Raw genomic sequence first — 17,827 nt, 5'->3', positions numbered from 1 at the left:
GGGAGACGGGGCTCATTCGGCACCTGCGGCGCGAAGCGCGCGCATCGCGCCGTGGCCGGAAGGCGGTGGGTACCGGCCGGGTTCCCAGGCAGACGAAAGGCGAACGGCGATGGCTCCGCCCTCCCTCCCCCAGTCCGTGGGCCGCCTGCCCGCGGGCGCGGCACCCCCGAGACCCGGTGTCTTCGACCTCCCGGCGGTCCCCGCCGCCGTCGGTCCGGCCCGCGGAAGCGTCCGGCGACTGCTCGGCCGCTGGAGCACCGGGGACGGCACCACCGACAACGCCGTGCCGGTGACCTCGGAGCCGGTGACCGACGCGGTCGAGCACACCGCCGGCGAGCGGATCGTCTGCCGGATCCGCGCCGACGGCCACGGGCTGTGCATCGAGGTCCGGGACGAGAAGCGCGGTGGCACCCTCCCGGCCCGGTGCCGGCCCGGGGGGGACGACCAGGGCGGCCGCGGGCTGACGCCGGTCGGCATGCTCAGCGGCGACTGGGGCGTGCGGGACGTCCCGGACGGCTCCGGCCGCGTCGTCCGGGACGAACCGGCACCGGAACCCGGCGAGCCCCTCACCACCGGCCCGCCCCCGCGCACCCTCAGGCCCGACCCCCACCCGGCCGCCCGAGCCGAAGGGGCGCGCACCGGCTCAGGCGCCCCGGCGGCGATTGAGCAACAAGGATCCGTACGCCATGGAACGACCGCCCGTCTCTGACCCGTTCTCCCCTCCCATCCCGTCCCCGCAGAGGTCCCTCCTGCCCGGGCCGCCCGACCGCCTGACCCTTCCCGAGGAGCTGACTGCCGCCCTGGGGTACGACGCCGTGGGCATCCCCGGGGTCCACGGCCGACGGATCATGAAATGCCTGCCCCGTGTCGGCTGCGTCTTCGCAGACGACCTGCGCTGGTGGTGGATCGTCCCCGCGGGCTCCGACATAGGAGTCACCTGGCCGCCGACGACGAGCTACGCCGTCGACGCACGGGTGGGGCAGGCCGCGGCGGCGGACGCGCGCCGCGATCCCTCCTGGAACGGCCCCCGCCCCGGCCGGCCCCGGCTGATCCACCATCCGGGCGGTGACTCTCCGTACACGCCCCCCATCCCGCTGTACTTCCTGGTCTGCCGCCTGGCCGGCAGCACCCCGCACTGGTCGCTGGGTGTGGGCGCCTGAGGCGGTTCCGGGCCTCAGGCGCCCGTCTCGGGATGAAACCCGGCGCTCGGTGGCGCATCCTTGCAAGGGTGCGATCGGGGTACCCGGAGGCCCTCAGTGAACGACGCAGGAGGTGCCGAGCGTCGGCTCAGCGTCTCGAAGGCGGAGTCGTGGAACACGTACCGGGCGGTGTGGTCATGGCGAAGAACGAGACATGCGGCACGGGGGAGGTCAACAGTCACTCGGTGTTCGGTGCGCCGTGCTGGGTGAGTCTGGCCACGCGCGACTTGGAAGGCGCCGAGGAGTTCTACCAGGCCGTCTTCGGCTGGAAGTGGCGGCCCAACAGCCTCGGTGACCGGTTCCGGGTGGCGCTCGCGGACGGGGTCCCCGTCGCCGGGATCGCCGCCGTGGCCTCGATGTGGCAGATGGCGGTGGCCTGGACCGTGTACTTCGCGGTCGACAGCGCCGACGATGCCGCGGCCCGCTGCCGGGAGCGCGGCGGGACGACGGCCGTGGGTCCGCTCGCCCTCCCTCCGGGCCGGGCGGCCCTGCTGGCGGACCGCGACGGGGCCGTGTTCGGCATCTGGGAGGGCCCGCTCATCACGGACTGGGAGGAGTGGCGGGCCGCCGCGCCCACCTTCATACGGCTGCACACGCGCGACGCCTTCGACGCCGCCATCTTCTACGGCGAGGTCCTGGAATGGGCCGCCGCGCGCCGCCGCTGCTGCGAGGTGCACTACGACGGTGACGAGGTGGTGCTGCGCAGCGGCGGCACGGTGGTGGCGCGGATCCACTCGGGGGCGGTTGAGGCGGCGCCCGATCCCACGATCCGCCCGCACTGGCAGATCCACTTCACGGTCGAGGACGTCACCGCCTGCGTTCTGGCGGCCCGCGCGCACGGCGGGTCCGTCCTGCAGTGGGAGGAGGGCGCCGGCGAGGCGGTGCTGGCCGACCCGGACGGCGCGCGCTTCACGGTGACCGCGAGGCAGCGGGGACGCTGACCTCCCGGCCGGGCGGCCGGGACGGTGACCGGGCGGCGGGGCAGGACGCCGGTCCGCGGTACGGCCTCGGCGGGCGGGACCGGGAGGGGAGCCCGTCGCGGTGTGGGTCGGGCGACCGGAGCCCGCCCGCCGAGGGTCAGGGCGCGACCGAGCCGGCGGTGGAGGCCTGGTCGCGGCGGCGGCGCAGCACACCCCGCAGCACTCCCCGGCGCGGCTCCTGGTCCGGCAGCCAGCCGAAGGCCAGACAGCTGCCCACCACGCCCAGCGTCAGGCCGATCAGAAAGCCGCCCAGGTTGGACGTGAGCCAGGTGCCGAGCGACACCAGGACGCCGATGAGCGAGTAGAACAGGCGCTGGGCGGGGTTGAAGAGGATCAGCAGACCGCACAGCGCCATCACGGTCGGCAGCAGATACCCCGCGAGGCCCTGCATGCCGATGTGCATGACCACCTTCAGCGACGCCTTCTCGGTGAGGAGGATCTCCGCCCCGCCCAGGGCGAGCAGCAGCCCGCCCCAGAAGGGCCGTTTCGCCCGCCACCGCCGGAAGGCGGCCCTCGGCCCGCTCGTCATTCGGGGCAGTCCGAGTCGCTGAAGCCGAGCTTGAGCCCCGGAAGCCTGAAGGTGCCCGCCGTGGTGGCGTAGTTGGTCTGCTTCAGATTGGCGATGTGCACCGTGTCGGCCTGCTGGCTGAAGACACCGTGGGGTCCCTTCACCCCTGCTTTGCTCAGCGTGCCGGCGTCGTTGCCGATCTCGATGTTGTCGAAGTCGGCGTCACCGGTCAGCTGGGTCGAGTCGGTGGTCAGATCGCTGGCGACGACCTTGTCCTTGCCGCCGCCCGCGGTGATCTTCAGGTAGGAGCCGCCGAGGTCGACGCTCTGGCACAACTTGGTGAGCGTCGCGTTCTTGATCACGGAGGTGACGACCGCGACCTCGTCACCGACGGTGTTTCTCAGCGGGTTGTCCTTGTCCAGTCTGTCGAGGCCGCCGAACTGCTCGAAGCCGGTGCCGTTCAGGTCGGTGGCGGTGACGGTGAAGGCCATACCGGAGATGGCGAACTGCACGCCCAGTGCTCCCTGGGCGGTCATGATCGCGAGTGCGGCGGCGATCGCGGTGGCAGGCACCGCCATCACCGCGGCGCGGCGCAGGCGGACCCGCCCGCGTCTTTCGGCGGAACCCTCGGCGGGGGAACCGCTTTCCGGGGGCTCGGGGGTGGAACCGGGGGACGCCGTGACGTCCGAGGACGAGGCCATGTCTGCTCCTGGGCGTGGTCAATGCGAGTCGGGGCTTCACTGGCACGGTGTCCTGGCGCGGACAGCGGCTGCCGCGCACGCCTCCTCGCACCTCCCGGCGTGTGCAAGGGCTTGCTCGTGGCGCGACAGTGGCCACCGACGAAGTTACCGGGGGTTACACCCAAGGGTCAAGGGAGTTGTGGCAAAAGCGTGTTGATTGTGGGGTGCCGGTGATCGCCGAAGTCGTCGGCGGCCCCGGCGCGGCGGTCGCGCCCCGGGCTCTCGCCTGCCGGGCGATCCAACTTGTGTGCGACGTATTGACGCTGACGAGGTATCAGGTCTACAACATCCCCTGTTTCCCACGGATCCGTGGCGCCGGATCCGTCGCACGGCGCAAGGTCACCCTCCCGGCCCCTGACTCCTGGGGCGTGTCGTGACACCTCCGCACACGCGGTGCGCCGCACGGATCCTTCACAGCCACCAGCGATCCGGTCACCCTTCGCGTCACCGGCACGCCCGCTTGCCCCTGTCCGCGGCGCGTCCCCGGTGGCCCGGCCACCGCTGCCGCCCCGTCATGCACGGAGGAGGCGTGACGGGCCGGCAGCGGCACCCACCACCCGCACAGCCCCCCACTTCGGAAAGAGGCACCCCATGCGTTCCACCCGATCCCTGCTCGCCGTCGCCGGCGCCGCCGCGGCCCTCGCCGTGGCCACGTCGTCCCCCGCCTCCGCGGACGGTGCGGTCCTCACCGCGGGCGGCAGCGCGGTCGCCGTCGGCGACGTCCTCAACGCGTCGCTCGCGAGCGGCACCACGGCCACGCTCTACTCCAGCGCCACCGGCACCAGCGGTGTCTCCTGCACCTCGTCGACGTTCACCGCCAGCGTCACCGACAACCCGGCCGCACCCGGCACCGCCACCGAGTCGCTCACCGGCCACAGCTTCGACAGCAGCAGCTGCACCAGCAACGTCGTCGGCGTCCTGGGCGTCAGCGGCATCACCGTGGACAACCTGCCCTACACCACCACGGTCGCCTCCGACGGCACGGTCACCGTCACCCCGGCCGCCGGGTCCACGATCCAGACCACGGTCAAACTGCGCACTCTGCTCGGCTCGATCACCTGTGTCTACCAGGCGCCGAGCCTGGCCGGCACGGCGAGCAGCACCGACAACGGCATCGCCTTCACCAGCCAGCACTTCACCAAGATCTCCGGCTCGTCGCTGTGCTTCGCCAACGGCTACTTCACGGCGAAGTACGCCCCGGTCACCGACACCAGCCAGGACGGCAGCCCGGTCGTCTCGGTCAACTGACGGCCACCGGGCGACAGCCGACGGCCGCTTCCGGTCTCCGGCGGGACCGGAAGCGGCCGTCTCAGCCGCGCCCGCGGCGCAGCAGGGCGAGCGAGGCGCCGCCCGCGAGCAGGACGACCGCGGCGGCGCCGCCCGCCAGCAGTGGCGTCGAGGGGCCGCGGTCCTTGCGGGGCGTGTCCGCCGCGGCCGGGGCGCCGGGCACGCCGTCCGCCGGGGTGGTGGGCGACGCCGTCGGCGTGCCGCTCGACCCGCCCTGGTCCGCGGTGGTGCCCGAAGCGCCGGGCGCGGCGGTGAAGACCACGTCGGAGCACGAGTAGTACGTGTCCGTCGTGCTGGAGTTCTGCCAGATCGTGTAGAGCACGTGGTGCCCCGACCGGTCCGCGGGAAGCGTCGCCCTGATCCGGTAGGCGCCGTTCCGCAGTGGCGGGTCCGTCACCTCCGCGAACGGCTTCGCCGGGAGGTCGGACCAGGTCAGCGGCCTCGTGGGGTCGTAGCCCCGTCTGGTCAGGAACAGTTTGAAGGTGCCCGTGTGCGGGATCGTCGAGCTGTACGTCATCGTCAGCGTGGCCCCGGGCGTGAGCCGTGTCGACGGCCAGTCCGAGCGCGCCAGGTCCAGGCCCTTGTACGCGGGCAGCCCTCCGCTGCACAGCCGGCCGTCGGGGATCAGCTGCCGGTCCCTGCCGTTCACATCGGCCACCCGCAGGTTGTCCCAGGCCGTGAACGGCGCGCCGTTCGCAGCGATCGCCGCCCGGCACGCGGGGGTCCGCGCCCGCGCGCCACCCTCCGCAGAGCACGCGACCACCCGGCTGACCGGATCCGTGGGCGCGCCATGGGCGAGGGCCGGGGTCGCGGGCAGCAGTGCGGCCGCCACGGCCACGGCGGCCGCGGCGACGGTGCGGTGAGCGGGCATCCGGTGTCTCCAGGCGCGTCGGGTCCGGCGGGCGCGGGGTGCGCATCGAGGAGTACGGGGATACGACGGCGCCTGTTCAGACGTACGGCGCCGCACCGCGGCGGACGCCTGCCGCGTGAGCCCGCGCGGACGCGCCGGTTAGCGTAGGCCCATGGCAACGGAGAGCGCCCCAGAGGCGGTTGAGGTGAAGTGTCCGGGCTGCGGCCCGGCAGCCGTGCGGGCGGTCCCCGAGGTCTGCGCCGATCACGCGTCCATGCGTGACGGCCTCGCCGACCGGCTGGCGCGGTCACCGGACGCGCCCACACGGTTCGACAGCGTGGTGCACTTCCTGGAGGGCATGCTGATGGCCGGCGTGGGCGTCGCCCTGGCCTACAGCGGCATCGCCCACCATCGTCCGCCCTACACCGCCGGCGGATCGCTCCTGGCCGCACTGCTGCTGGTCGCAACGGTCGTCGTGATCCGCCGCGAGTCCCGCGAACGCGCCCTCGTCACCGCCGGCGCGCCCCGTGCCGAGGAGCTGTGGCGACCGGCGTACCACTGCGCCGGCTGCGCGTCGGTGTTCTGCCCCGGCGGCACGCCCTGGCCGGGTCTGCTGACGCCGGAGCAGTTCAAGAAGCTCGTGTGGACCGAGGCCGGCTACGACGAGCAGCTCGAGGAGCGGTTCACGGACGTGGACCTGCCGCCCGGGATCCCCACCGGCCGTCGAGGAACCTCGGACCATGCCTGAGCCCCCGTGATCCCCGCAGGGGAACCGCGTCCCGATTCACGCGTTGGTGTGATCACACGCCGCTGAACGGATGCCTCCCACACCCCGCGGGCAGGACCCGCCCATGACGCAGCCGTTCGACCTCCCGCACTTCTACATGCCGTATCCCGCTCGGCTGAACCCGCATGTCGAGGAGGCCCGCGCCCACTCCACGCGGTGGGCCCGTGCCATGGGCATGCTGGAGGGCTCCGGCATCTGGGAGCAGTCCGACCTCGACGCGCACGACTACGGGCTGCTGTGCGCGTACACCCACCCCGACTGCGACGCGGCCGCCCTCTCCCTGATCACCGACTGGTACGTGTGGGTGTTCTTCTTCGACGACCACTTCCTGGAGACCTTCAAACGCACCCAGGACCGCGAGGGCGGCAAGGCCTATCTGGACCGCCTCCCGCTGTTCATGCCCCTGGACCTCAGCACCCCGGTACCGGCCCCGGAGAACCCGGTGGAGGCGGGACTCGCCGACCTGTGGGCACGCACGGTGCCGTCCATGTCGCCCGACTGGCGGAGCCGCTTCGCCGTCGCCACCGAGCACCTGCTCAACGAGTCCCTGTGGGAGCTGTCCAACATCGACGAAGGGCGGATCGCCAACCCCGTCGAGTACATCGAGATGCGCCGCAAGGTGGGCGGCGCCCCCTGGTCCGCGGGACTCGTCGAGTACGCCACCGCCGAGGTACCCGCCCGGGTGGCGGGCTCCCGCCCGCTGCGCGTGCTCACGGAGACGTTCGCCGACGCGGTCCACCTGCGCAACGACCTCTTCTCCTACCAGCGCGAGGTGGAGGAGGAGGGCGAGAACAGCAACGGCGTCCTCGTCCTGGAGACCTTCTTCGGCTGCACCACCCAGCAGGCGGCCGACGCCGTCAACGACATCCTCACCTCACGCCTGCACCAGTTCGAGCACACCGCGTGCACCGAAGTCCCCGCGCTGGCCCTGGACAAGGGACTCGCCCCGGACGAGCTCGCCGCCGTCGCCGCGTACGCGAAGGGACTGCAGGACTGGCAGTCCGGCGGCCACGAATGGCACATGCGCTCCAGCCGCTACATGAACGAGAAGGCCCGCTCCCGGCGGCGCCCCTTCGGCCTCTCCGGCCCCGGCACGTCCGCTGCCGAGGTGCACGGGCTGCTCGCGGACGCCGGTGCCATGGGGGCACCTCCCACGCCCTTCGGGCAGTGGGGGAGGCTGCGCGCGTACACCCACCGTCCCTTCCAGCAGGTGGGTCCCTCCCTGATCCCCGACCTCCACATGCCCTACGAGGTGAAGCTCAGCCCCCACCTGGACGGCGCCCGTGGCCGGCTGACCCCCTGGATGCACCGGACGGGCATGCTCCGGGAGGGCGTCTGGGACGAGGACAAGCTGGCCGCCTACGACCTCCCGCTGTGCGCGGCGGGACTCGACCCGGACGCGACCCCCGAGGCGCTCGACCTCAGCTCCCAATGGCTGGCCTGGGGCACCTACGGCGACGACTACTACCCGCTCGTCTTCGGCCACCGCCGCGATCTCGCCACGGCCAGGCTGTGCACCGAGCGGCTGTCGTCGTGCATGCCCCTCGACGGGGAGGAGCTCCCCGTCCCCGCCAACGGGCTGGAACGGGGGTTGATCGACCTGTGGGCGCGCACGACTGCCGGGATGACCCCGGACCAGCGGCGATCGCTGCGCGCCGCCGTCGACGACATGACCGTCAGCTGGCTGTGGGAGCTGTCCAACCAGCTGCAGAACCGCATCCCGGACCCCGTCGACTACCTGGAGATGCGGCGCGCCACCTTCGGCGCCGACCTCACCAAGAACCTGTGCCGCCTGGGCCACGGCCCCGCGGTCCCGCCGGAGGTGTACCGCAGCGGCACGGTCCGCGCGCTGGAGAACGCGGCCGTCGACTACGCGATGCTCGTCAACGACGTCTTCTCGTACCAGAAGGAGATCCAGTACGAGGGCGAGATCCACAACGCGCTCCTGGTGGTGCAGAACTTCTTCGGCTGCGACTACCCGACGGCGGTGCACATCGTGGGCGACCTGATGAACCAGCGCATGGAGCAGTTCCAGCACGTGGCCGCCCGCGAACTGCCGGTGCTGTTCGAGGACCACGCACTCCCGGAAAGGGCACGCGAGGTCATGGACGGCTATGTGGCCGACCTGCGCAACTACATGGCGGCCATCCTGAACTGGCACCGCGACTGCCACCGCTACGGTCCCGCCGACCTGGCCCGCCGCTGCCACGGCTTCGTCCCGGACCTGGCTTCGGCCGTCGCCCTGCGAGCGGCGCCGACGGCCCGCTGACCGCGCCCCGGGCCCGGCCGACACCGGACACAACGGCCACATGTGCTGACGGTCCGCCGCGCCCGGACCGGTGGTCACACGGGCTGCACCTGCGCACGCCGCCCGGCGTGCTCCCCCGCGCCTTGCGCACGTGCCCGTGAGACGGGGTGCGGGCGAGAGCGGGTAGGGGGCAGACCTTGAATGCTGAAGAGAGAACGGCCGGAAGACCTGAACGGGGTACAGGTCTACTGCTACGCGATATCAGCAAAACGCTATGCAGAGTTTGAGATAGCCGAAGACGGTGGGTTGCGCATCGTCGAAAATAAGGAACACGGGCTAGGCCAGTACATGAATCCCGAAGATCCTGCCAGGAGGGAAGAACGAGGGCAGCGCGAATGGATTCGAGATATCTGGCGATACATCATTATGAGCGGTGCTGGTCTCAAGCCTCCGAAGCCTGAGTGGTTCTCCCGCCCCGCAATGTCTCGCGTCAGCGTTTCCACCTGGAGCATGTATCACAATCTGCGGAGGTGGAACGAGGGCAAGGAATACGCGGACCAAATCAAGCCCTATGGGTTCATGATGGCTCCCGTAGTCGCTAACCACATCACGCCGCGGCCCAGACTTCCGCCTCATAGGCCCGTACAGCACTAACTCTGATGAGTGGCAGGACATCGAGTTTCAGAACATCCATGACCCTGGGGGGCATGGATACCGAATCGCTACCGACCTACCCGCAGAGCTGGAAGCAATCGACGGCTACCCGGTCGTATGCGTGCAGAGCTATGCGGACGTGGTGGACAGCTACAGCGTGCACCCAGAGGAGAAATTCGCGGACCTCGACGGCAAGCCGTGTCGTCGTATAACCCGTGGTGTACTCCAGCGGCATCACGTGAAGGTCGTTGCTTGGGAACATCAGGGTAAGGAAACCAACCTCTTGGAAGAGCGTGAGACTAATACAGTGATCGAGGCCGGCTCAGTAGTCACCGATTACGGAACCGGTAGAGATGACTTTGAGAGGTTCGTGATTCCGACTCTAGAGAACATGTTCCGGGGGAAGAGTCAGCAACTTGCCGACGTACTGAGGAGCGAAGGGCGCGAGATTGGGAGTCGGCACGTCCGTAAGGTTCTCAACAGAGAGAGCACACCTCGCCCGGAACTCAGAGAGTCACTTATCCGTGTAGCGGTAGCTGCAGCTGTCGAAGACTTCGGAAGTGAGCTTCCTGTATCCAAGTGGAAGAGCACCAATATTGCGCGTAGAGAGTGGCGGGAAGTTCTCTCGGCTTGGGCTGACAAGTCATTGGGGTAGTTGAGGATGGCTCTGCTCCCGTTAATCTATAATGCCAGACGGGGGGCAGACCCAATCTCAGGAGTTCACTTCGACGTACAGCAACTCTCCCCGCGCCAATCTATTCACCGCGTTCCTGCCCTCCGACTCCATGGGCGAGACGAGGGAAAACCCAGCGGCAGAGAGGGCGGCAGTTGTCTTCAACGCTAGTTCCTGGTACGCAGGTTCATCGTGGGCAGCGTGCATATCGAGCGACACCCAGACTTTGAAGTCCATCCCGGTGGAGATCTTGATTAGTGAGTCTGGCGAGTCACACGCCATTCCAGAAGCGGTGAGCGCGTCGATGGTTCTGTCTCGCAACTCGGTTGTATTCCTCGTGTCCACCTCGCGAGCCGCCATGTAGATCGAATGGCAGAGTTCAGCAGCGGCGTGTTCAGCCGTAGCGATGTCAATGGTGTACGGGCCGAATGACACTGTGCCCGCCCTGGGATCGTAGCCAAACCCCCAGAAGTCTCGTGACTATTTCGCGGAGCTCTCTACCGGCATCGCGGGCTTCCTTCTGCGGACCGAACCTGCCTTTACCGCGTGACCAGTCCTCAAAGTGCATGAGTCCATCGCGCATGTTCTTGATGCCGGGCAATGCGCCTTCGTATTTCTCTCGTGCTTGAGTAAGCGCATCACGAACGGCTTGATCAATGCCGAGTTCTTTCAACGCTTCCTGTTCGAGCTTCTCGGCTGAGAGAAGTTGCCGCAGAGCAAAAATGAGGTTACGAGCATCAATCTGCGGGGCGCTGTACCAACCCAAACGGATATGGTCATCGCTACGCATGCGGACGACGGCCAACCGGGCGGCATCCCTCCACCAGTGAGCCTGAGAGACAGCAATCGCATACGGGTTGTCGGCTGGTGACCAGTCATCGGCTGAGGTGTTGACCATGGCGGCATTCTCGGTCGCCAAGCCGCCAGATGTCCAAGGGGTTTACGTCCCGAACCCTGTCCAACACACGTGCCCCGGACGGTCTCTCACAGTCGCTCAGGGATTGGTGCCAAGAATCCGGGCTTTAGCTTGGGCGAACTCCTCATCCGTTAGGTGTCCATCGGCGTGAAGCTGAGCCAACTTGGCCAGGTCGTCTGCAACGCTGCCTGTTGATACGTCAGTTGAGGCCGGTTCGCCATTGATTGTGACGCTGGGGTCTGCTCGCCGAAACCTGTTGAGAAACCCTCTCACGGCATCTTTGACGTACTCGTCTGTGCCGGTCGTCGTCACGAATAGATCAACGGCCGCGAGAGCCAGACCCGCAGCACCCAAAGCATCACGCTGTTCCTCGGGAGGCTCGTAGTCCACTTCGGTCCTACCGTCTGCCCCGAGCGTCTGGGCAAGTGCACTTACCAGGGCAGGCGGGCCCTCGTATGTGATCCGAACAGTCCGTAGAGCGTCGTCCATGGCGACCATGGTTCCGGCCGCAGAGCGCCACGGCAACCGGCCTACCCCCTACACACCCCGAACCGCACAATCGGTACCAGGAAGATGCTGGACAGCTCGACGCCGAATAATTCGTAGCTGTGCAGACACACAGGGTGAGATGGTGTTCGTATGGCGAAACAGGACCCGTCCCCGAGTATTGAGGCCGACGACTTCCGCGCGAGGCGCAACTACCTCCCAGACGAGGCGTTTGCCTGGACTAGCGGGCCGTACGGCTCGCCTCGGGACGTCATCCCCGAGAAGGAGTGGGGAGAGCTCATGGCGCTGCCCACTGACGTACTGCTGCGGACGTCCGACAACCACGGCACACAACTGGCGCAGATGCTCAGGCTGCACAGTTCCTGGATCATGACACTGCCGTTGGACGTCGATAAGGCCCCGTACGTTCACAACGCAGCGTGGGACAGCGGTGACGACTTCAACGCGGCCATCTTCACCACGGCGCACGGGTACTACCGGCAAGGACTTGCGACCCTCCGTAGTGCTCTGGACAACATGACGATCGCGACCGGTTTCGCCGTACGACAGGACAACCCCGGTCTGCAAAGGTGGCTCAGCGGGACGAGTGAGCCGCCGAAGTTCGGCAACGCACGGGACTGGTTGACGCCGACTCTCGGTACGGGAGCCAAGGACGTACTCAGCAAGCTCTACAAGGAGTTGTCGGGGTACATCCACTCGCAGGCCGATGCGGCGAACGTCGCTCTCTGGGGTGGCAGTAACGGACCAGTCTGGGAAGCGGACTCCGTACGCCTGGTGTACGTGTACTTCCGGGATGTCATGGCAATGTGCCTCATTTTGCTCGCCATCGGTTGGGACGAATTTTCCGTGCCAGACGAAGCATGGGAGCTTTTTGAGCGCCCGAACGGGATTTGGAGTGAGGCATTGCTAGCCGACCTCAAACAGAAATTCGGCGCAACCAATGGAGCATCAACTTAGAGGTCAACAGGAGAGGACAGCAAGCCTCACCATCCCTGTCACCTGCGCAGATGCTTAGGCAGAGGCCGCGGCCACCCGCTGTCACGGTCACGTGTAGTAACCCCTCCGCAGACTCCGCATAGCTACTCACTGCAACCGTTCTGCATAGCCGTAGGGCTGTCAGTGAATAGCGAGGAATAGACATTCCCCGGAGTCGCGAAAGCGAGTTACAGGAATCCGAATCTTAGCCACCCTCGGAATCCGGGGAATTAGTCGTGCTGAATGGCGAATTAGAATTGAATTAGGCGGGAATTGGAATTCGATTACGGCGGGTAATTGCTTTGTACTCCACTTTGTATTGCTACAATGCTCGGTACAAAGGCGGCCATTGGATCAAGGTCTGCCCCCTACCCGTGCGGGCGAGAGCCGCCGCCCAGGGGTTCCGGCTGGAAGAGCGTCGCCAGGCAGAAGAAGTGGCCCGGCAGGCCCCCGACGAGGGCGGGACGGGCGGTGTGCGCCGTGTCGGCACGGCATGTCGGAGGCCATGCCGACCATGCCCGGCCCGCCGCGTGGTTCACGTCCGACGATCGCTGCTCGGGCACGCAGCGCGGGCCGCGCGGTGACCCCGTGCGCGGGCGGTGACCCGGTGCGCGGCCGTCATGGTCGCAATGGGCTCGCGTCCGCCCCTGCGGAGGGGCAGGATGCTGCCCGTAGACCTGGGAGGAACCGGACCAGCGGAGGTTATCGATGACCGGCACGCCCGTACCGCCCGGCACGGACGGTCCCGCGCGCTTCACCGTCGAGGACTACGCGGCCCGGATGCGGCGTGCCGCGGACGCCGCCGCAGGGGCCGGGCTCGACGGGGTCCTCGTCGCGCCCGGACCCGACCTGGTGTGGCTGACGGGGTACCGCCCGGTGGAGACCGAACGCCTCACCCTGCTGGTCCTGCGCGCCGGACACGACCCCGTCCTCGTCGTGCCCACCCTGGAGGCGCCCGACGCCGCCGGGGCGCCCGGCGGGGCCGCCCTGACGCTGCGCGACTGGACCGACGGCAAGGACCCGTACGACGCGGCCGCCTCCCTGCTGACCGCCGCCGGCCGCTACGCCATCAGCGACAACGCCTGGGCCCTCCACCTGCTCGGCCTGCGCGAGCGGCTGCCCGACACCGGCCACGTCGCGCTCACCCGCGCTCTGCCGATGCTGCGGGCCGTCAAGGACGCCGCGGAACTCGACCGGCTGGCCGCCGCGGGCGCCGCCGCCGACGCGGCCTACGAGGAGATCCGGAAGGTCCCCTTCGCCGGTCGCCGGGAGCGTGAGGTCGCCGCGGACCTCGCCGGCCTGCTCCGGCGTTTCGGCCACTCCCAGGTCGACTTCACCATCGTCGCCTCCGGCCCCAACGGCGCCAACCCGCACCACGAGGCCGGCGAGCGCGTCATCGGACGCGGCGACATGGTCGTCCTCGACTTCGGCGGCCTCAAGCACGGCTACGGCTCCGACACCACCCGCACGGTCCACGTCGGCGAACCCACCGACGAGGAGCGCCGCGTGCACGACCTGGTGCGCGCCGCTCAGGAGGCGGGCTTTTGCGCGGTCAGGCCCGGCGCGGCCTGTCAGGACGTCGACCGGGCGGCCCGCGCGGTCATCGCCGGCGCCGGGTACGGGGAGTACTTCATCCACCGCACCGGGCACGGCATCGGCGTCACCACGCACGAGCCGCCGTACATGATCGAGGGGGAGGAACAGCCTCTCGTCCCCGGCATGTGCTTCTCCGTGGAGCCCGGTGTGTATCTGCCCGGCCGCTTCGGGGTCCGCATCGAGGACATCGTGACGGTGACCGAGGACGGCGGACGCCGCCTGAACAACACGCCCCGTGAGATGGCGACGGTCGACTGAAGGAGCGGAGGAGGCAGTGGCCGACCGCCGACGCGACCGCGAGGCGGCGACGGCCGCCCGACCCGGCAGCACAAGCCCCGAGCAACGCCCCCGAGACGACAACGGCGCGATCATGACCCAGGCACCGACACCGACGGCGGAGACCGTACGCCGACTGGTCCGCACCCTGCTCCACGACGGCGACGAACCGGACGTGACACCCGTCGCCGAGGGCGGCCACGCCACCTGGTGGGTCGGCGCACGCCATGTGCTGCGGCTGGCACCCGACCGGGACGCCACCGCCCGCCAGCGCCGCGAACTGCGGCTGCGGGCCCTGGTGCGGCCGCACATCGGGACGGCGGTGCCGACGAGCGTGGCGCACGGAGAGTGGGGCACCGGCCTCGGCTACACCCTCGACATCCGGCTGCCCGGCTCGACCGGAGGCGAACGGGACGTCTCCGCGGTCGGCGAGGCGGACCTCGCAGCCCTGCTCTCGGGCCTGCGCGAGGTACCCGTACGGCAGGCCGAGTCGCTCGGCGTGCCGCGTGTCCCGCCCCGCTCCCTGGAGGCCGTGCGCACCGCCGCCGCGCACGCCGCGCAGCGTCTCGCCGAGCGGGACGAGTTCGACCCGGCCCGGCTCGCCCAGTTCCCCGCGTCCGCCGCCTGCCGGCTGGCCGCCCAGCCCGGCGCGGCCGTCCTGGTGCACCGCAACCTCCGCAGCGACCACCTCGTGGTGAGCGACGACGGGCGGGTGCGCGGCGTCCTCGGCTGGTACGACGCGGTGATCGGCGACCCGGCCGAGGACATCGCGGGACTCTCCGCGGCCGTCGGCGCCCCCGCCGCGGTCCGCGCCGCCACCCTCGCCGGCTACGGTGCCCGCCCCTGTCTGCGCGGTCTGTGGCTGGCCCGCTGCGACGCGCTCGTCACCCTGGCCGACCGGCTCAGGGGCCGAGGCGACACCCCGCAGGCGGACCTCCGGGGCCGCCTGCGCCGCGCCTGGGAGCCGATCCTGCTGGAGCGCGTCACGGAACTGCCGGGGCAGGAGACGCCGTAGGCGGGGGCGGCGGGATGCCGGGCGGGTGCGTGAGTGTCATGTCCGAGCGCGCACACACGTGCGCATGCGCACGCGCCGGTTTCTCACTCCTGCGTCAGCACCACGCACGACTCGCCCGGCAGCGTCACCACCCCGTCCTGGTCCGGAGGCCGAACCGGCTCCCAGGCGGCCAGCACACGCGCGTTGCGCAGCCCGAGGGGGATCGGTGCCGGCTCCTCGGCGAGGTTGACGGCGACCCGGACGTCCCCGCGGCGGAAGGCGAGCCAGCGTGCGCGCTCGTCGTAGGTGACCTTCACGTCCCCGAGGTCGGGGTCCGTCAGGTCGGGCTGGGTGCGGCGCAGGGCGGCCAGCTCCCGGTACCAGGCCAGCACCCGCGCGTGAGGCTCGCGTCCGAGCTCGGACCAGTCCAGGCAGGAGCGGTCCCGGGTCGCCGGGTCCTGGGGGTCGGGCACGTCCTCCTCCGCCCAGCCGTGCGCCGTGAACTCCCGGCGCCTGCCCCGCCGTACGGCGTCGGCGAGGTCCGGATCGGTGTGGTCGGTGAAGAACTGCCAAGGAGTGCCCGCGGCCCACTCCTCGCCCATGAACAGCATCGGTGTGAAGGGCGCGGTCAGCACCAGCGTCGCCGCGCAGGCGAGGAGGCCGGGGGAGAGGGACGCCGAGAGCCGGTCGCCCAGGGCTCGGTTGCCGACCTGGTCGTGGGTCTGGGAGTAGCCGAGCAGTCGGTGCGCGGACACCCGGCTGCGGTCCAGCGGGCGGCCGTGCCGACGGCCACGGAACGTCGAGTACGTGCCGTCGTGGAAGAAGCCGCCCGTCAGGGTCTTGGCGAGGGCCGCGAAGGGCGCGCGGGCGAAGTCCGCGTAGTAGCCCTGTGACTCGCCGGTCAGCGCGGTGTGCAGGGCGTGGTGGAAGTCGTCGTTCCACTGGGCGTGGACACCGAGGCCGTTCTCCGTGCGGGCGGTGATGAGTCGTGGGTCGGCCAGGTCGGACTCGGCGATCAGGAACAGCGGCCGGCCCACCTCGGCGGCCAGCGCGGCCACCGCCTGCGACAGCTCCTCCAGGAAGTGGACCGCGCGCGTGTCGTGCAGCGCGTGCACCGCGTCCAGGCGCAGGCCGTCGATCCGGTAGTCGCGCAGCCAGGCCAGGGCGCTGCCGACCAGATACGCGCGGACCTCGTCCGAGCCGGGCGCGTCCAGGTTCACGGCGGCGCCCCAGGGCGTGTGGTGGGTGTCGGTGAAGTACGGGCCGAACGCGGGCAGGTGGTTGCCGGAGGGGCCGAGGTGGTTGTGGACCACGTCCAGCACGACACCGAGCCCGAGTGCGTGCGCCCGGTCGACGAACCGTTTCAGCGCCGCGGGGCCGCCGTACGGTTCGTGCACCGCCCACAGCGAGACGCCCTCGTAGCCCCAGCCGTGCCGCCCCGGGAAGGGGCACACCGGCATCAACTCGACGTGGGTGACGCCCAGTTCCACCAGGTGCTCCAGCCGTTCGGCCGCCGCGTCCAGCGTGCCCTCACGGGTGTACGTGCCCACGTGCAGCTCGTACAGGACCGCGCCCGGCAGCCCGCGCCCCGGCCACGCGGCACGCCACGCGTACCGTCCGTGGTCGACCACCGCGCTCGGCCCGTCGGGCCCCTCCGGCTGGCGCCGCGAGCGCGGATCGGGCAGCAGCGGTCCGTCGTCCAGCGCGAACCCGTACCGCGTACCGTCCTCGGCCTCCGCCTCGCCCGCCCACCACCCGGCGCGCTCCGGATCGCGCTCCCGCTCCAAAGCGCGCGTGGCACCGCCGCAGTGGAGCGTGACCCGGGTGGCCTGTGGTGCCCAGACCTCGAACCGCACTGACGTTCCCCCTCGTCCGCCCATCGTGATGTAGCCCGTCCATGGTGCGTCAAAACGCGATCACTTCGCCGCCCGATCGGCCCTTTCGTCACCCGGAACGACCCTGACGGCGGCCCGGGGCCTTCGCTGGTTTCCTGGACACGTCAGGTCCGACTGACCGACAATCACGTCCGTGACGTCGTCTTTCGAGTTCCACACGTACCCGGCGCGGCTCTCGGACGCCGAACGCGACAGGGCGCTGAAGATGCTCCGCGACGGTGTCGCCCTGGGACGCCTGTCGCACGACACGTTCATCCGGCGCATGGAGCTGGCCCTGGTCGCCCGGCAGCGGCACGAGCTGGCCCCGCTCACCGCGGACCTGCCCGCCGAGAAGCGCTGGTCGCGAAGGGTGTTCAGGACCGTGGAGGCGGTCTCCGGGTTCACCGCGCGGTTGCGGCGGGCCTGGCGGGCCGAGCGGCTGCCCAAGCTGCTGCTGCCCCACCCGGGCAGCCCCTGCCCGCTGCGGATCGGCCGTGACCCCGCGAGCGGCCTCCGGCTCAGCCACGAGACGGTCTCCCGTGTGCACGCCGAACTGAGCCGCCAGGGCGGCCTGTGGATACTGCGCGACCTCGGCTCCACGAACGGCACGACGGTCAACGGCCGCAGGGTGATCGGCGCCGCGGTCGTCCGAGAGGGCGACCAGGTCGGCTTCGGGAGGATGACGTTCCGTCTGACGTCGGAGTAGCCGGCCGTTACGCCGACGGAGTGCCGTCCCGCCGTGACCCGGCCTCCGGTACCGCCA

The 17,827-nt window shown here is 70.0% G+C and carries 18 protein-coding genes; 11 read left to right on the top strand and 7 right to left on the bottom strand.

Annotated elements, in window-relative coordinates:
- The first annotated feature begins 109 nt into the window (after positions 1–109).
- The 3 genes from AC5WS8_RS09460 to AC5WS8_RS09450 all read left to right on the top strand — a co-directional run bounded on the left by AC5WS8_RS09460 (position 110) and on the right by AC5WS8_RS09450 (position 2,140).
- Complete coding sequence (locus AC5WS8_RS09460; RefSeq protein ID WP_496102864.1) at positions 110–709, top strand: ATP-binding protein; 600 nt, start codon at positions 110–112, stop codon at positions 707–709.
- Positions 687–1,160: a hypothetical protein gene (locus AC5WS8_RS09455; protein WP_496102863.1), complete on the top strand. Its 474-nt coding sequence runs from the start codon at positions 687–689 to the stop codon at positions 1,158–1,160. The genes AC5WS8_RS09460 and AC5WS8_RS09455 overlap by 23 nt, the downstream gene beginning before the upstream one ends.
- 176 nt (positions 1,161–1,336) lie before the next feature.
- Complete coding sequence (locus AC5WS8_RS09450; protein ID WP_496103148.1) at positions 1,337–2,140, top strand: VOC family protein; 804 nt, start codon at positions 1,337–1,339, stop codon at positions 2,138–2,140.
- A 136-nt stretch (positions 2,141–2,276) separates the two neighbouring features.
- Here the strand turns inward: AC5WS8_RS09450 and AC5WS8_RS09445 are convergent, their stop codons facing one another.
- A complete protein-coding gene (locus tag AC5WS8_RS09445; RefSeq protein WP_496102862.1) occupies positions 2,277–2,708 on the bottom strand; it encodes a DUF6114 domain-containing protein in 432 nt (143 codons plus the stop codon).
- On the bottom strand, positions 2,705–3,388 hold the full coding sequence (locus AC5WS8_RS09440) for a DUF6230 family protein (protein ID WP_496102861.1): 684 nt from the start codon (positions 3,386–3,388) through the stop codon (positions 2,705–2,707). The genes AC5WS8_RS09445 and AC5WS8_RS09440 overlap by 4 nt, the downstream gene beginning before the upstream one ends.
- Positions 3,389–4,018: 630 nt before the next feature.
- Between AC5WS8_RS09440 and AC5WS8_RS09435 the strand changes: the two genes are divergently transcribed.
- Positions 4,019–4,675, top strand: a complete 657-nt coding sequence (locus AC5WS8_RS09435; protein ID WP_496102860.1) for a Tat pathway signal sequence domain protein — start codon at positions 4,019–4,021, stop codon at positions 4,673–4,675.
- A gap of 61 nt (positions 4,676–4,736) precedes the next feature.
- Here AC5WS8_RS09435 and AC5WS8_RS09430 read toward each other — a convergent pair whose 3' ends face one another.
- Positions 4,737–5,585 (bottom strand): lytic polysaccharide monooxygenase auxiliary activity family 9 protein, encoded by an 849-nt coding sequence (locus tag AC5WS8_RS09430; protein ID WP_496102859.1) that lies wholly within the window; start codon positions 5,583–5,585, stop codon positions 4,737–4,739.
- 151 nt (positions 5,586–5,736) lie between these two features.
- Here AC5WS8_RS09430 and AC5WS8_RS09425 point away from each other — a divergent pair, with 151 nt between their 5' ends.
- The 3 genes from AC5WS8_RS09425 (at position 5,737) to AC5WS8_RS09415 (ending at position 9,908) form a co-directional block, all read left to right on the top strand.
- Positions 5,737–6,312, top strand: a complete 576-nt coding sequence (locus AC5WS8_RS09425; protein WP_496102858.1) for a hypothetical protein — start codon at positions 5,737–5,739, stop codon at positions 6,310–6,312.
- 103 nt (positions 6,313–6,415) lie between these two features.
- A complete protein-coding gene (gene cyc2 / locus AC5WS8_RS09420) occupies positions 6,416–8,620 on the top strand; it encodes a germacradienol/geosmin synthase Cyc2 (RefSeq protein ID WP_496102857.1) in 2,205 nt (734 codons plus the stop codon).
- Positions 8,621–9,374: 754 nt separating this feature from the next.
- Positions 9,375–9,908, top strand: coding sequence for a hypothetical protein (locus AC5WS8_RS09415; RefSeq protein ID WP_496102856.1), 534 nt, complete (start codon positions 9,375–9,377; stop codon positions 9,906–9,908).
- A 57-nt stretch (positions 9,909–9,965) separates the two neighbouring features.
- Here AC5WS8_RS09415 and AC5WS8_RS09410 read toward each other — a convergent pair whose 3' ends face one another.
- The 3 genes from AC5WS8_RS09410 to AC5WS8_RS09400 all read right to left on the bottom strand — a co-directional run bounded on the left by AC5WS8_RS09410 (position 9,966) and on the right by AC5WS8_RS09400 (position 11,331).
- Positions 9,966–10,286, bottom strand: a complete 321-nt coding sequence (locus AC5WS8_RS09410) for a hypothetical protein (protein WP_496102855.1) — start codon at positions 10,284–10,286, stop codon at positions 9,966–9,968.
- Between the two features lie 49 nt (positions 10,287–10,335).
- Positions 10,336–10,824, bottom strand: coding sequence for a hypothetical protein (locus tag AC5WS8_RS09405; protein WP_496102854.1), 489 nt, complete (start codon positions 10,822–10,824; stop codon positions 10,336–10,338).
- Between the two features lie 96 nt (positions 10,825–10,920).
- A complete protein-coding gene (locus AC5WS8_RS09400; RefSeq protein ID WP_496102853.1) occupies positions 10,921–11,331 on the bottom strand; it encodes an SHOCT domain-containing protein in 411 nt (136 codons plus the stop codon).
- Positions 11,332–11,481: 150 nt separating this feature from the next.
- Here AC5WS8_RS09400 and AC5WS8_RS09395 point away from each other — a divergent pair, with 150 nt between their 5' ends.
- From AC5WS8_RS09395 to AC5WS8_RS09385, 3 genes are all read left to right on the top strand, one after another.
- On the top strand, positions 11,482–12,306 hold the full coding sequence (locus AC5WS8_RS09395; RefSeq protein ID WP_496102852.1) for a hypothetical protein: 825 nt from the start codon (positions 11,482–11,484) through the stop codon (positions 12,304–12,306).
- 726 nt (positions 12,307–13,032) lie between these two features.
- A complete protein-coding gene (locus tag AC5WS8_RS09390; protein WP_496102851.1) occupies positions 13,033–14,178 on the top strand; it encodes a M24 family metallopeptidase in 1,146 nt (381 codons plus the stop codon).
- 112 nt (positions 14,179–14,290) lie between these two features.
- On the top strand, positions 14,291–15,211 hold the full coding sequence (locus AC5WS8_RS09385) for an aminoglycoside phosphotransferase family protein (RefSeq protein WP_496103147.1): 921 nt from the start codon (positions 14,291–14,293) through the stop codon (positions 15,209–15,211).
- Positions 15,212–15,294: 83 nt separating this feature from the next.
- Here the strand turns inward: AC5WS8_RS09385 and treZ are convergent, their stop codons facing one another.
- Entirely contained in the window at positions 15,295–17,046 is a 1,752-nt protein-coding gene (treZ, locus tag AC5WS8_RS09380; protein WP_496102850.1) for a malto-oligosyltrehalose trehalohydrolase, read from the bottom strand.
- 172 nt (positions 17,047–17,218) lie between these two features.
- Here treZ and AC5WS8_RS09375 point away from each other — a divergent pair, with 172 nt between their 5' ends.
- Positions 17,219–17,770: an FHA domain-containing protein gene (locus AC5WS8_RS09375; RefSeq protein WP_496102849.1), complete on the top strand. Its 552-nt coding sequence runs from the start codon at positions 17,219–17,221 to the stop codon at positions 17,768–17,770.
- Positions 17,771–17,827 lie beyond the last annotated feature (57 nt).

The organism is Streptomyces sp. PTL18 (genome assembly GCF_059510295.1).
The sequence above is the reverse complement of the archived record's forward strand: the minus strand, read 5'-3'. Positions and strand labels throughout refer to the sequence as shown.

What these genes read in the sequence shown, in the direction of transcription:
- AC5WS8_RS09460 (WP_496102864.1), top strand. Translation starts at nt 110, where the DNA reads ATGGCTCCGCCCTCCCTCCCCCAGTCCGTGGGCCGCCTGCCCGCGGGC.
- AC5WS8_RS09455 (WP_496102863.1), top strand. Translation starts at nt 687, where the DNA reads ATGGAACGACCGCCCGTCTCTGACCCGTTCTCCCCTCCCATCCCGTCC.
- AC5WS8_RS09450 (WP_496103148.1), top strand. Translation starts at nt 1,337, where the DNA reads ATGGCGAAGAACGAGACATGCGGCACGGGGGAGGTCAACAGTCACTCG.
- AC5WS8_RS09445 (WP_496102862.1), bottom strand. Translation starts at nt 2,708, where the DNA reads ATGACGAGCGGGCCGAGGGCCGCCTTCCGGCGGTGGCGGGCGAAACGG.
- AC5WS8_RS09440 (WP_496102861.1), bottom strand. Translation starts at nt 3,388, where the DNA reads ATGGCCTCGTCCTCGGACGTCACGGCGTCCCCCGGTTCCACCCCCGAG.
- AC5WS8_RS09435 (WP_496102860.1), top strand. Translation starts at nt 4,019, where the DNA reads ATGCGTTCCACCCGATCCCTGCTCGCCGTCGCCGGCGCCGCCGCGGCC.
- AC5WS8_RS09430 (WP_496102859.1), bottom strand. Translation starts at nt 5,585, where the DNA reads ATGCCCGCTCACCGCACCGTCGCCGCGGCCGCCGTGGCCGTGGCGGCC.
- AC5WS8_RS09425 (WP_496102858.1), top strand. Translation starts at nt 5,737, where the DNA reads ATGGCAACGGAGAGCGCCCCAGAGGCGGTTGAGGTGAAGTGTCCGGGC.
- cyc2 (WP_496102857.1), top strand. Translation starts at nt 6,416, where the DNA reads ATGACGCAGCCGTTCGACCTCCCGCACTTCTACATGCCGTATCCCGCT.
- AC5WS8_RS09410 (WP_496102855.1), bottom strand. Translation starts at nt 10,286, where the DNA reads ATGGCGGCTCGCGAGGTGGACACGAGGAATACAACCGAGTTGCGAGAC.
- AC5WS8_RS09405 (WP_496102854.1), bottom strand. Translation starts at nt 10,824, where the DNA reads ATGGTCAACACCTCAGCCGATGACTGGTCACCAGCCGACAACCCGTAT.
- AC5WS8_RS09400 (WP_496102853.1), bottom strand. Translation starts at nt 11,331, where the DNA reads ATGGACGACGCTCTACGGACTGTTCGGATCACATACGAGGGCCCGCCT.
- AC5WS8_RS09395 (WP_496102852.1), top strand. Translation starts at nt 11,482, where the DNA reads ATGGCGAAACAGGACCCGTCCCCGAGTATTGAGGCCGACGACTTCCGC.
- AC5WS8_RS09390 (WP_496102851.1), top strand. Translation starts at nt 13,033, where the DNA reads ATGACCGGCACGCCCGTACCGCCCGGCACGGACGGTCCCGCGCGCTTC.
- AC5WS8_RS09385 (WP_496103147.1), top strand. Translation starts at nt 14,291, where the DNA reads ATGACCCAGGCACCGACACCGACGGCGGAGACCGTACGCCGACTGGTC.